At 46.9% G+C, this 13964-nt stretch carries 13 protein-coding genes; 4 read left to right on the top strand and 9 right to left on the bottom strand.

All coding sequences use genetic code 11. The annotated features are described in order from the left end of the window. Position 1 precedes the first annotated feature (1 nt). The 9 genes from A3IE_RS20340 to gspG all read right to left on the bottom strand — a co-directional run bounded on the left by A3IE_RS20340 (position 2) and on the right by gspG (position 10655). Positions 2 to 658: a methyl-accepting chemotaxis protein gene (locus A3IE_RS20340; protein ID WP_020395431.1), complete on the bottom strand. Its 657-nt coding sequence runs from the start codon at positions 656 to 658 to the stop codon at positions 2 to 4. Between the two features lie 166 nt (positions 659 to 824). Next, positions 825 to 2084 carry a tetratricopeptide repeat protein gene (locus tag A3IE_RS23080; RefSeq protein ID WP_020395432.1) on the bottom strand — a complete coding sequence of 420 codons (1260 nt, stop codon included), beginning with the start codon at positions 2082 to 2084 and terminating at the stop codon, positions 825 to 827. A 33-nt stretch (positions 2085 to 2117) separates the two neighbouring features. Further along, entirely contained in the window at positions 2118 to 2744 is a 627-nt protein-coding gene (locus A3IE_RS0109765) for a ParA family protein (RefSeq protein ID WP_020395433.1), read from the bottom strand. Positions 2745 to 2757: 13 nt separating this feature from the next. Further along, on the bottom strand, positions 2758 to 4053 hold the full coding sequence (locus A3IE_RS22020; RefSeq protein ID WP_020395434.1) for a hypothetical protein: 1296 nt from the start codon (positions 4051 to 4053) through the stop codon (positions 2758 to 2760). Positions 4054 to 4070: 17 nt separating this feature from the next. After that, a complete protein-coding gene (locus tag A3IE_RS0109775; RefSeq protein ID WP_020395435.1) occupies positions 4071 to 7949 on the bottom strand; it encodes an efflux RND transporter permease subunit in 3879 nt (1292 codons plus the stop codon). A gap of 35 nt (positions 7950 to 7984) precedes the next feature. Then, entirely contained in the window at positions 7985 to 9121 is a 1137-nt protein-coding gene (locus A3IE_RS0109780; RefSeq protein ID WP_020395436.1) for an efflux RND transporter periplasmic adaptor subunit, read from the bottom strand. 117 nt (positions 9122 to 9238) lie between these two features. Further along, positions 9239 to 9634, bottom strand: a complete 396-nt coding sequence (gene gspI, locus A3IE_RS0109785; RefSeq protein WP_020395437.1) for a type II secretion system minor pseudopilin GspI — start codon at positions 9632 to 9634, stop codon at positions 9239 to 9241. Continuing rightward, complete coding sequence (gene gspH / locus A3IE_RS22025; protein ID WP_083900612.1) at positions 9621 to 10205, bottom strand: type II secretion system minor pseudopilin GspH; 585 nt, start codon at positions 10203 to 10205, stop codon at positions 9621 to 9623. The genes gspI and gspH overlap by 14 nt, the downstream gene beginning before the upstream one ends. 9 nt (positions 10206 to 10214) lie before the next feature. Then, positions 10215 to 10655: a type II secretion system major pseudopilin GspG gene (gene gspG / locus A3IE_RS0109795; protein WP_020395439.1), complete on the bottom strand. Its 441-nt coding sequence runs from the start codon at positions 10653 to 10655 to the stop codon at positions 10215 to 10217. Between the two features lie 86 nt (positions 10656 to 10741). On the opposite strand from gspG, the gene rrtA reads away from it, so the two are divergent. The 4 genes from rrtA (at position 10742) to A3IE_RS23275 (ending at position 13903) form a co-directional block, all read left to right on the top strand. Further along, on the top strand, positions 10742 to 11314 hold the full coding sequence (rrtA, locus tag A3IE_RS20360) for a rhombosortase (RefSeq protein WP_020395440.1): 573 nt from the start codon (positions 10742 to 10744) through the stop codon (positions 11312 to 11314). A gap of 52 nt (positions 11315 to 11366) precedes the next feature. Then, on the top strand, positions 11367 to 12005 hold the full coding sequence (locus tag A3IE_RS20365) for a ComF family protein (protein ID WP_157832860.1): 639 nt from the start codon (positions 11367 to 11369) through the stop codon (positions 12003 to 12005). A 15-nt stretch (positions 12006 to 12020) separates the two neighbouring features. Further along, positions 12021 to 12887 (top strand): YicC/YloC family endoribonuclease, encoded by an 867-nt coding sequence (locus A3IE_RS0109810; protein WP_020395442.1) that lies wholly within the window; start codon positions 12021 to 12023, stop codon positions 12885 to 12887. Positions 12888 to 12961: 74 nt separating this feature from the next. After that, positions 12962 to 13903: a DnaJ C-terminal domain-containing protein gene (locus A3IE_RS23275; protein ID WP_020395443.1), complete on the top strand. Its 942-nt coding sequence runs from the start codon at positions 12962 to 12964 to the stop codon at positions 13901 to 13903. Positions 13904 to 13964 lie beyond the last annotated feature (61 nt).

A 13964-nucleotide genomic window follows, 5' to 3' on the forward strand; every position in this document is an offset into this window, starting at 1 on the left:
CTTAATTCGTTTTTGCGGTCGACTCTGGTGGTGTCACCGTTGGGTTAGCTGCGCCCAATGCCGTAGACGGCGCATATGATGGCATATAATAAGGATTAGCATAATAGGCAGGCGGTGGAATCACATACGGTGCATGGTTATCACTAGAACCAAACGGCATAAAGCTACTAAACATTTTCATTGGCTTAGAAATATTGCGATTCATACTCCACATATCACGCTGCATATTATAAGTCGATACGGCCATATTTTGTGTTGAGCTATTCATTTGGCTCATATCATTCGACATGCTGGCAATATTTTGACTCATCCCCTGAATATTTGCACTCATCTGATGAGTCGAGGCTACCATCTTGTCGATTTGCCCTGACAAATTGGTCATGCTTGCTGCAATATTATTCATATTACCTTGCATACTTTGATTCATGGAGCTAATCGTCAAGGTTAAGCGATGTACATCTGTGGTGAGTGATTGTACCAAGTAAAAACCATAAGCCGCCAAAATGACAAAGGCCACTAAGGATGGATAAACCAACATTTGTAAGGTGCGTGTAACTTGTACTTGTTGAGCTTGCGTTAAATTTTCTGATTGTTTATCAATAAGTTTTAGCTCTTGTTCCGGCTCTAAAACCGACTGTGGTTGAGTAGTTTCTGACATTCTCCACTAACTCCAAAACGATAAGCCCGCTAGTTATTGAGCTTTTGGATCAAAAAAACAACCCGTTTCGTCTCTCAGCGAAACCGGTTGTATCACGAGTTTAGTGGTAATCGAGCAGAACGCTATTGAGAGTACTCGATAGCGTATAGTTATTTGGGCTTAGCTATTATTTTAGATACTTGCCAATTTCAGCCGCTTTATTAGCATCAATTGTTGCTGCAAAATTCTGAATGCCACGTAAAGATTCAGGGTGTTTTTCGGCTAACCAAGGTGCAATCTTGACGTAAATATCAACAGCTGCCATGCCATTGCCCTGTTTCCAGAATACATTGGCTAATTCACCTTGATAGGCAGCCTGGTCATCTTGCTTGAGTAAAGCTTGATAAAACTCAATCGAACGATCAAACTCTTGGCTCCAATAAGCCTCACGTGCTGCGCGCAACAAATCTTCAGGGCTCGATTGCACCGCCGTTTGTACACCCGCCATACCGGCCATTCCACTCATGCCTGACATTCCGGCCATGCCGCCCATACCCGACATGCCACTTTGAGCTAACTGCTCAGCACCAGCCATACCTTGCATTCCACTCATACCCGACATGCCAGCCATACCGCCACTCATGCCCTGCATTCCGCTCATCCCCGACATGCCAGCCATACCGCCACTCATGCCCTGCATTCCGCTCATCCCCGACATGCCAGCCATACCGCCACTCATGCCTTGCATTCCACTCATACCTGACATGCCAGCCATACCGCCACTCATGCCCTGCATTCCGCTCATACCCGACATGCCGGCCATACCACCACTCATGCCCTGCATTCCACTCATACCCGACATGCCGGCCATACCACCACTCATGCCCTGCATTCCGCTCATACCCGACATGCCAGACATACCTGTTTGTGCAGCTGGCGCACCCGCTTGAGCTGTATACGAAACCGAAGCGCCATCTGCGGTAGCAGTAGCATTAGTAACACCGGATGGATCATTAGTGGTATAGGTTACGATAGTTTGCCCAGCCGTTGCACCCGCATCGACTGCCTGATTAACCGCCCCCTGTACTTTATCCAAAGCACCTTGTGCTACGGCGCCACCCCCTGCCGCAACCGCCCCAGCCGTTGCTGTTACCTCACCTGAAACTGCGGCTGAAGTAGCTGCCATTTCTTGAGTAGCCGCAGCTTGCGCTTTATCTGCGCCATGTGCTTTTGCTTCACCGCCCTTAGTTTCATGACCCGCTTTGCCTTTTGCATCAGCGTGCATCTCACCTTTGCCACCTTTCGCTTCAGCAGCCTGATCGTTCTTATGTCCCCAGTCAGGAGCGGTCGCCAATAAAAAGATGGTTAATAATGCCAGTAATGCTACTAAGGCATCAGGCCGACGTAGCAACCACATACCTTTATCTTTCCAATCTTGTTTATCCATGAACATCTCCTCTAAAATTTTGGTAGTAAATCATTAACTGAGGTTATACAACTCTCGCCCCAAAGCGTCTACTTCAGCAGCGGCTTTTGAGCGAGGTTCCATTTCAAATACAGCCAGCCCTTCACTAAATGAGCGTCGATAGGTGGTACGCAAGTATAAACGGGTATTTAATACCCCAGTTAGACTAAGTAAACGTAAAGCTTCCAAGGTCTCATTGCTTTCACGCACAGCCGTATGCGTATCCGCGCGGTTCAACAAACCAAAAATAGCAACTTTTTTACCTTGGCGCACTTTTTCTATTGTTTTCAAGAAGCGTTGTGTCGCCCAAACATCAGCTTGGCTCGGCGTGACAGGGATAATAATACGATCCGCTACCGCTAAAGCAGCTTCTACCATGGCCTGATTCGAGACCCCAACATCAATAATTGCATCCGTATTGTCTGGAATGTCGTCCAAACCATCCAATAGGTGGCGCGGTTTAATGGCTGGCAAATAGCCTTCCTCCGCCCGAATTTCAAACGCATCCGATGTCGTGGCTTGCGGATCTAAGTCGTAAACCACCACATGGACATTGCGACGCGTTGCTGACCACAGAGCCAGATTAAAAGCGACCGTACTTTTTCCAGTACCCCCTTTTAAATTACCAACGACTGTGATCATGACGCCTTGTCCTTTAGTGCTTGCAACTGCGCATTTTATCGCCACGCTCGCGCTCTTTACGTTCTGGGCATGCATCATGCATAGGACAACCACGATGGCCTTTACCCTGATGGCGTTGATGCATTCCCATACCACGGAAACCAGCGGGTGGCATAATCATCACCGGAAAGCCGCCAGGTGCTACTTGTGCTTGCCCATTTGGATTCATTGGAACCACATACCAATATTGCACCATAGGCTGCTGCGGATAAGGCATAGGCGGCATCATGTACTGTGGCTGAGGCATTCCCATGGGTGGCATTTGGCCATAAGGCGTTGGCATAGGCGGCATCGCATAATGATGAGGCATAGCCATTTGTGGTGGGTTTGCCCACTGCTGACCTTCTAGCATTGCCATCGTCTGCTCCGTTTGCACGGGTGGAGCGGATGGTACAGTCATAGGCACACCTTCATTTAATTGCGGAACCATTTCCAATGCTGCATTAGGCGGGTTGTTGGGTGCAATAGGTGCTTGCGGCGCAGCTGGTACGACAGGCTGAGGCGGTATATCCGCTAACTGTGGAACCATTTCTAATGATGCTGGTGGTACTGACCCCGCATGGGTCGGTGCAGCAGGTTGTTGAGGTGCTGTCGCGGCTTGTGGTGCCGTGGGTGCACTTGGCGCAATAGGTTCCTCATTGAATTGTGGAACCATCTCCAAACTGGTCGCTGGAATTTGTACATTTTCAACAGGCGCAGCAGCTTGCGGAACGACAGCTTGAATAGCAGCAGCCGGTGGTACAGGAGCGGTCGGAGCTTGTGGTGCTGTCAAACTAGGCTGTGTTACCGGTGCTGGAGCGGGTGGCTCTAAGGCTGCCGTTGGTGCAACTGGTGCAGTGGGCACTTGTGCGGCCATTCCTGCTTGAGGCGCTTCAGGTGCAACTGGAACAACGGCGGGGGCAACCGGCGCTGTGGGCGCCTGTGCGGCCATTCCTACTTGAGGCACTTCAGGCGCAACTCGAACGGCGGCTGGGGCTACCAGCGCAGTGGACGCTTGTGCGGCCATTCCCGTCATCGGTGCAACTGGAACGGCGGCGGGGGCGACCGGTGCAGTGGGCGCTTGTGCAGCCATACCCGTCATCGGTGCAACCGGAGCTACATTCGTAGCTGTCCCATTCCCAGTAGCTGGAGTGGGTAGCGGCAAAGGGGCGGTTACAAAATCTGAAAAAGGTCCTGGTGGTGGTGGAGGCAAATCACCGGCTTGCACGCCTAATGAAAATAGAGCGGCGGCAACAGCTAATGCCAAGGTTTTTTTATTAAAAAATTTCATAAATTCCACTCCTTAAACTAAATATCCTTCTTAAGCTTGATGCCGCGCCGTTTAGTGGGCTTTGGAACATCAGCGTTCGGTTCTATCGCCTGCGAGGTTTCCGTATGGTTTAACTCAGTATCTGTTGCGTGTGCTTCGACCGGATCAACTGTTAACTTGACCCGCTTAGCCTTGGGCTTGACTGCTGTCATCGGCTCTGGCTCTAATGCCTCCGGTTTTTGCTCAGTTGCATTCAACTCAGCTTCTGCCGTTTTGGCTACTGGCTCAAGTACCGATAATGGTTCAACAGATGTATGAGTCGGCTCATCAACAATTATAGTTTTGGGTAACTCAGCAGACCTACTCGCGGAGTTTGCCACAGTCTGAGCCTTGCGTCTTGATTGCTGCGCTTTTTTAGCAGATTGTCTTTTTTTTATCCACTTTAATAAGGCTTTAAAAGTATCGCGTAAGCCGATAACAAAACTGCTCACTAAGGCAATACAGTACATGACGAAGTACTGCCCTACCAAAATCAGCTTTTGCATCAAGCTTGAGTCACGAGTAGAGCCACTAGCATGAGACTGCTCGCCGAGCACTGTTTGGGCAGGTAAACCATCTGAATTTAAAGGCTGGTGTGGATCATTTGGCGGTGGTACTAAGGAATTACCGGCACTAATGCAACCCAAAGGAATAATAATTAAGGTCAATAAGGTAGCTACGGCCCCACCGAAAATTAAGGAAACGGCCATGCCTTGGAAAATGGGATCGGATAAAATAACCATCGAACCACCCAACAAGGCCAAAGCAGTAATCATGATGGGGCGTGTCCGTGCTTCACAGGAGCGAATGACGGCCTCCATGACGGGGGTACCCTCAGCCACTGCTTCACGCGCAAAGTCCACTAATAAAATGGAGTTGCGCACAATAATGCCTGCCAAGGCAATAAATCCAATCATGGAAGTAGCGGTAAATTCCGCCCCCATAATCCAGTGACCAGGTAAAATCCCCATCAAGGTCAAAGGAATCGGCGCCATAATAATCGCAGGTAAAATAAAGTTCCCGAACTGCGCCACGATCAGCATATAGATCAAAACGAGTGCTGCCATAAACGCAATACCCATATCACGGAAAGTTTCGAAGGTCACTGTCCACTCACCACTCCAGACAAAGGCTGTTTGGAATTTGGTTAAATCGGGTGCTTTAAACCAATGCCCCTGTGTTAAGGTAGTACCATCTGGGGTCACATAGCCTTTACCTTCATTAGCCGTCTGCAATAAGCCTTCAACGGCAGATTGACCGTAAACCGGCGCTGCCAAACGACCTGTACCTTCCGCAGTAACAAACTCAACCGCCGCCAAATCTTTATGATAAATCGGTTTATCTTGTGGTTGATCTGATTCAAAACGCCCTAACTCAGACAAGGGAACAGATTTCCCTTGTTGATTTGTGACCGGTAATTGAATCAAGCGCATAATTTGCGAACGCGCACTTAAAGGCACTTGTAATACAATTTTGGTCGGGTCGATAAGGGCGTTTTTCTTAATATCGCCTAGCACATAACCACCCATCGCCATTTCTAAGGTGCGATTTACATCCTCGACAGAAATACCTTTGCGCTGCGCTTTATCAGCGTCCACGATAAAACGCAAAATATTGTGGTCTGCTTCCAGCATATTATCGACATCGGTTAGATTATCGACTTTGCCGAAAAATTCGGTCATATCTTCAGCCACTTTTCGGCGTGTTGCTGCGTCAGGATTGTAAATTTCTGCTACCACTGTTTGCAGCACTGGAGGCCCCGGCGGCATTTCGACTACCTGAATTTTAGCGCCCTGCTTTGCTGCAATCGGCGTTAAGACTTCACGTGCTAACACAGCTAATTCATGGCTAGTGCGCTTACGTTGTTTTTTATCCAATAACTGAACTTGAATATCGCCCTGCCATGCTTGCTGACGCAAATAATAATGGCGCACCAAACCGTTAAAATTATAAGGCGATGCAGTGCCGGAATAGGTTTGTAAAGCCACTACTTCAGGAATTTTATTTAACTCAACGGATAAGTCCTGAATCAAATTGGCGGTCACAGGTAAGGCTGTGCCTTCGGGCATATTCACGACTACATTAAATTCTGGCTTATTATCCAAAGGCAGCATCTTCACCGGAACTGCTTTGAAAGGATAAAATAAGGTCATCAAGGCAAAAAAGCCCAAAATAATCACCAATAAAACGCCATAACCTAAAGCGCGATTATTCACGAGCGGAATAATTAATTGGCGAAAGAAGCGATCTAAGCGCTGGGCTTGACGGTGCTCTTTTTCCGCATCTTGATTCAATTTACTTAGGCTGGGCTTTAATTGGTTTGTTAACCAAGGTGTGAAAGCAAAAGCGGCAAATAATGAGATAATCATAGCCACTGAGCCTAATACCGGAATCGGCATCATATAAGGGCCCATCATACCACTCACAAAGCCCATCGGCAGTAAAGCCGCAATGACCGTAAAAGTCGCTAAAATCGTTGGATTTCCGACCTCGCGCACAGCATCCACCGCCGTAGCCAACGATTGTTCAGCAGCCAATAGCCAGCGTCGATAAATATTTTCCACCACGACAATAGCATCGTCGACTAAAATACCGATTGAGAAAATCAGTGCAAACAAACTCACACGGTCAATCGTCATATTCAAAATCCACGCCGAAAAAACCGTCGTGGTAATAACCACCGGAATAACGATTAACACCACCATGGCCGCACGCCAACCTAAGGCCAGCCACACCAATACCGTCACAATGCCAGTCGCGATGAATAATTTTTTCAATAGCTCATCGACTTTAGCCTTAGCCGTAGCGCCATAATTTCGTGTGACTTCCACATGAATATTATCGGGAATAATGCGCCCTTTTAGGGTTTCGACTTTATTTAAAATAGCCTCAGCAACATCAACCCCATTTGTGCCATGCTTTTTCGCAATCGCTAAGGTGACAGCGGCAGCATTGGCTGCGACTTCGATAGGTTTATTATTGCTAGCTTGATACGCAGGACCGGTATAATAACCGACCATACTCTTTGCTTCACTGGGCCCTTCTTTTACATCCGCAACATCGCGCACATAAACAGGTCGCCCATCGACCACAGTGACCATCAAACGATTAATATCTTCGGCTGATGTCAGAAAAGAACCGGTATACACCTTATAAACATGATTATCAGGCTCGACTGCGCCTGCGGCACGCTCTGAATTCGCCATGCGAATCGTGTTGGCGACTTGATCTAGCGATACGCCAAAATTAGCCAAGCGCTCAGGCATAATATCGACTTGTAATTCTTCTCTGCGTCCATCGACGATGAAACTTTGGCTAGTATTCGGCACACTGCGCAAAGCTTGCAAAACCTCCATGCCTACTAAGCGCAAGGAAGCGTCGTCGACTTGATTCGACCACAAGGTGAGTGTGACCGCGGGCACATCATCCACCCCCTTAGGTTTTACCAAAGGTTCACTAGCGCCTATTGGAATCGCATCACGATTTGAACTCAGCTTGTCGTATAGCTTGACTAGTGAGGGTTCTAGTTGCTCACCTACCTTGAACTGTACGGTGACCATGGCTTCGCCCCGTGCAGAAGCAGAGTAAACATGTTCAACACCGGTCATTTCAAACAGGATGGCTTCTAAAGGGCGCGCAATAATCGCTTCCACTTCTTGTGCCGATGCCCCGGGATAACGCACAAATACATCGACCATGGGGACTGATATTTGAGGATCTTCTTGGCGGGGCGTGACCATCAAACCCAAAATGCCGATGGCCAAAAAGGATAGCAACAGCAGCAAGGATAAAGGTGAGTTGATAAAAGCTTGTGCAATTTTGCCAGCTAAACCCAAAGCATGGGCTTTGCCGGTAACAGGCTGTGGGGAATCATTCATACGCTATCTACCGGAGGCAAGATCAAAACAAGGAATTAATTAGTAGCCGTTGGCATCCAACCCGACACCGCACTCGCGGGTGGATTATTAATAATCCTTGCCCCCGGCTTCAAACCTGATACGACTTCAACTTTATTATCCCCTAGCTCAGTGCCCAAACGCACTAAACGCAATTGTGAGGTATTGTCTTCCACCACCAAAACACTCGGAAGACTACGTCCCGTTAATAAAGCTGAGCGAGGTATTACCACTCGATTCGTATCACCACTACTGCTAGGTAAACGTACTTCTGCATACATGCCTGGGGCGGCAGAAATATCAATCGGCAGGTCAAACTTGACAGTCACGGTGTGGCGCTCTGGATTCGCTACTGGATAAATCTGCGTTACTTTAGCAACCACATCCAAATCACCATCAATACGCGCGGGTACCACCATACCCTCTTTCAAGTAACTGACCAAACCTGAGGGAACATCAGCTTGTAAACGCTTATATTTTACAAAACCAAAGCGCATTAAAGGCTGGCCGGGCTGGACGGTATCGCCTACCTCCACCAGCTTTTCCATAATAATGCCTTCAAAGGGCGCAACACTTTTTGCATTCTGCAAGGCCGCATCAATTTCTTGAAGTTGTGAATAGGCTTGTTGCAGGCTACTACGCGCTTGTGACACACCAGTCGCACTTGCCATCAAATCTGAATAACGCCCCATGTCTGAGTCATAATTATTCATCAAGGCATCGGCCATGGGACGGGTAAACATATTATCCATTAAAGAAGGCAAGCCCATACCTGGCATCGCTCCTACATCTTTACTCCGTGGTGAGATGATTTCGCGGCGATATTGAGCCTCAGAATTTTGCAAGGCGGCTTGGGCGGTTTGAATTTGGGCTAATACGGCATTGCGCTTAGCCACTAATTGGGCTTCATCCACTTGTGCCAATACAGCACCTGACTGAAAAGAAGCACCTACGTCCCCACCCAAAAACTTAACCACACCAGGAATTTGTGCCGCCAAGGTTACTTCACGATAAGGAATAACCGAGCTTCCGAGAACAGACTGAGCTTGGGAAGGGGCGGATTCGACAGAAATTACTTCCGCCGCTAAAGTGGTTGAATACCAAACGCTAAGTAGCAATGCGATGGCCGTGCTGGCAAAACTTTGTCTTCTCATCAACAGTTCTCTCTTCCTCAACGGCAATACCAATAACATAGCTAGCCCGATGGGCAGCCACTATAGCCGCTAACCTGTAATACTTCTAGTCAGACTAGAGAGATAGAAAAGCGAGGACTAATTCAAAGCTTCCGTATAGCCTTTTACAATAGCTACCGGATCTTCTTCGCCCTGTTTACCCTCTCGATAGACCTTAACTTTTATTTCAGCAATATCAGCCGCACTTGAATTACCCACTTCGCGCACCCAATGCCACTTCATATTGCCCATTTCTTCTTCGCCTTCCTCTAATGCAGGAAGGACTTCTGAATTAGCCTTTTTAATTTTATACCATTCAATTTGATTAAAGCCGACCCAACGCGCAAAAGTGCTTTCCTGCATAGCAGTAGTATTGCGAATACTTGTCCCTACGACTTGCGTTGCCATGCCAATGACCAAGGCGACAATAAATAAGGCGAGTAATACTTCTAGCAAATTAAAACCAGTTTGTTTGCGTGGACTAGCTTTTATCATCCTTAGTCTCCGCATCGGCTGCCTCTAAATCGGCCTCCACCTGCCCCATACTATTAAAGCTCGCATAGGCAGGCGACTTTTTCTCAGCCATAATTTGATAGCTAAAGGGGGTCATTTCCCCACTCGGCTCTATCAATACGACTGACGCCTCTTCAGGCCATTCACTCTCTAGCTCGTCGACTAACTCTGCTGGCAAAGACACTTCATTTTGTTCGATTAACAAGCGGGTCTTCAGCCCTTTCGCTAATTCGCGTTTGCTTAATAAGCCATCGTCTTCAATCAATACCCATTGATCGCTTTTTTCATCTTGCGCATAAAATCCATAACCCTCATCAGCAAAAACCATCGCTAAAGGCTCGGAGCGTACAATCGATTCATTCAAGGCCAAATCCACGTCAAACTTTAAACGCTGCAACGCCTCTTCCGCTGGATTTTTCTCAACACTGGTGATAGATAAACTAGCTACTGAAATCAAAACACCTAAAATCACCAACACAATTAACAACTCCAGCAAGGTATAGCCAGAGGATTTGGGGCGAGCTTGGTGTAATGAGCCGCACAGTTTCATCATTAAGCGCTATTACTTACCAATATTCCAATTGCCAATATCGTCTTCACCGCCTTCGCGACCATCAGGACCAAGACTGAACACATCAATCGGATTGCCATGCGTACCTGGATTTAGGTATTTATAAGCATTGCCCCATGGGTCGGCTGGAACGGCTTTATCTTTTAAATAGCCATTTTCTGGCCAATTTTTTGCGTCTGCCGGTTTTTCGACCAAAGCTTTCAAGCCCTGCTCGGTACTAGGATATTTCGCATTATGCATACGATACATATCCAAAGCAGTTTCCATAGTACGAATTTCTTGCTCCGCTGCAGTTTTGCGCGCTTGATCTGGCGCTCCGGCAAAATTCACTACCGCAATACCCAGTAGCACACCAATAATCGTAATTACAATCAATAATTCAATCAGGGTATAACCGGCGGCTGAGCCTTGTTTTACGTGTCGCATCATCATCTCTTAATCCTATTATCCTTCAATCTAGGTCAATGGGGGCGCAATCATGGCATACTAAGCCAAACTTGTAACTTATTAGGTCAACGATGTCTAAGTCCTTGGTGCTATGGGCAGTGGCGCTTTCTTTATTCATCATAGCTTTTCAAGCTTTTCCCCTCGAATTGCGTTATCAACGTGATTTGATCATCGCGGGCGAAGTGTGGCGAATTTGGACAGGTCACTTGGTTCACACCAATTATACGCATCTTGCGCTAAATCTTTCTGGTTTATGGCTGTTACTAGCACTGAGTTACTCCGTATGGACTGCCCAACGTTTGAGTATTACTTTACTTATTCTTAGCAGTGGCATCAGCCTATTTTTATTACTAATGAAGCCACATCTCATGTGGTATGTCGGTTTATCAGGCGCATTGTATGGCTTATTTCTACTCAGCGGTGTGCGCCTAATACTCACTAAAGATTATCTAATAGGTGTTTCACTCGTAGTTTTAGTGATCGGTAAAGCCTTACTGGACACCTTCGAACCGGATGCCAATAGTTCTGCGCTTATTGGTGCACCCGTCATACTCAGTGCTCATTACAGCGGCCTAGTCATTGCAAGCATTTTAGCAAGCTTCGATATTTATCAACATTACCAAAAGTTTAACTATGCCGCATGATTGGCGCAGCTACTTAGGTCTTCGGCTCGCCCATCCTTGTCCACTTTGCGCCATGCCATTCGCTAAAACTACACACGCGGTCTGTGAAAGCTGCTATAAGGTTTTGCCTTGGGTTGGAATTGACGATCAACGTCTTGATATTCTGAGCGCCTTTTATTATGACTCGCCCCTAGATCAACTCATCCTGACTGGCAAACAAACCCAGCGTTTAGATCGTTTGCAATTACTAGCCGAATTAATAACGCCCTACTTTTTAAATCAACTACAAACCCGTCAAAAACCACAAGCTATTCTACCGGTTCCTTTACATATCAATCGCCTACGCCAGCGTGGTTTTAATCAAGCCCTTGAATTAACGCGCCACTTAGCGAAAAGTTTAAATATTCCTATTTTGAAACAGGCCGTATCACGTCAACGCCACACACGCGAACAAAAATATTTGGCCGCCAACCAGCGCACTACCAACTTAAAAGACGCCTTTATTCTCAACCATCCACTGCCTTACACCCATATTGCGATTTTCGACGACGTCGTCACAACAGGCGCAACAACACAAATACTCAGCCACTTATTACTGAAGGCGGGGGTAAAAACAGTAGAAATTTGGAGTGTTGCTAAAACAAAACAATGGCATAACGTCGCCAACCCAGTTGCAATCGAATATGATACTTCATCGATTGATGAAGACTAGCTAGGAACGGTGATTATGATTCGTAGTATGACAGCTTTTGCGCACCAAGAGTCAGCGAGTCCAGAAGGCAAGCTGAGTTGGGAATTGCGTAGCGTCAATCACCGTTACTTAGATATTAGCCTACGTTTGCCCGAAGAATTTCGCGCGCTGGAAAATCATTTACGCACGATTCTCCAAAATCGTCTGCAACGCGGCAAATTAGAAGCCAGTTTACGCTTTACTGCAGGGAGCAAAGAAAATAGTACGATTGTGGTCAATGAACCCCTAGCGCGTGCTTTAATTATTGCTTGTCGCCAAATTGAATTACTCACCAATAGCCCAGAACCTTTACGGGCAGTGGATATTTTACGCTGGCCCGGTGTTACCCTAGACAGCCCGACTGATTTAGACGCACTCGCTAGACAAGCCAGAGCATTGCTCGAAAAAACGCTGGATGATTTAATTGCAACCCGCGAGCGTGAGGGCAAGCGTATTGCCGAGATGATTGACCAACGCTGTGAGCAGATTGCAGAAATTATTTTACGCATTCGTAAACGTCGTCCAGAGATTATACAGTCCATTCGCGAAAAAATTCATCAGCGTTTAGAAGAACTGGATATTCTTCCCGATCGCAACCGTTTAGAACAAGAATTGGTTTTGTTAGCACAACGCTTGGATATTGATGAAGAGCTGGATCGCTTATTGGCGCATTTGGATGAAATTGTAGCCGTCTTAGAACGTGATGAGCCGATTGGCAGACGTTTAGACTTCTTAATGCAAGAATTGAATCGCGAAGCGAATACTTTAGGCTCTAAATCGAATGACACAGAAACCACGCAGGCAGCCGTCGATTTAAAGGTGTTAATTGAGCAAATGCGCGAACAGATTCAAAATATAGAATAAGGCGGTTAGTCAACGCTACACGACGACCGATTCAAAAAATAATAAGAGCAATTGGGCGCAACATTGGATGATTTATGGCACTACATCACAAGGAATATAAGGATTATTACAGTATTTTAGGCGTCAGTCGCACGGCAGATCTTACGACTATTCGCCAAGCTTACCGGCGTTTAGCACGTAAATACCACCCTGATGTAAGCCAAGAACAAAATGCTGAAGAACGCTTTAAGGCGGTCAATGAGGCTTATGATGTCTTAGGCTCACCTGATAAGCGTGTGCTCTATGACGCTAAAAAACCTGAGCCGCCTAGAGAATCACGTTCTCCACGCAGTAGCAGCACTTATTCCGCTCCAAAAACCAATCCGCAGCCCAAACGCGACCGCCCAGATGTGGCGTTTTTTGAAGATATCAATCGAAATACCGCTGCACATGTTCCTGAAAGCAATGGGTTTGGCAGTTTTTTAGGCAGTATTTTCTCGCGTAAAAATAAACCCAATCCTGCTAGCCAAGCGCAAATTGCCTCACCAGAAACGGTGGTAGAATTGCATATTGAAGAAACATTCAGTGATACAATTAAATCGGTAACCACTCCAGCGGGTAAGGCTATTCAAATTCGCGTACCGAAAGGTGCAACGGACGGCAAAAAATTACGCTTACCCGGGCATGGAGCCAAAGGCCAAGACTTGATGCTGACGCTGCGGGTGCTACCGCATGAGCACTATCAATTTAAAGGGGCGGATATTTATCGTGATTTGCCGATCACACCATGGGAAGCAGCCTTAGGTGCGACGATTTCTATTCCGACCCCACAAGGGCCTGTAAAATTAAAAGTTGCACCCAGTAGCCAAAATGGCTCGAAACTACGTTTAGCGGGCAAAGGTTTACAACTGGATCAGATGCAGGGTGATATGTATGTCACCTTGGTTATTCACACCCCGCCCGCCTATAGTGAAATTCAGCGCGATTTTTATCAACGTATGCAACAATTATTTAGTTGGAATCCACGTAAGCATTAAATTTTAATCACGACTCATTTATAATTAGTTGTTTTTTTGGCACAATAGACCACATAGTGGT

It is taken from the genome of Thiolinea disciformis DSM 14473, from assembly GCF_000371925.1.
Lineage (GTDB): Bacteria > Pseudomonadota > Gammaproteobacteria > Thiotrichales > Thiotrichaceae > Thiolinea > Thiolinea disciformis.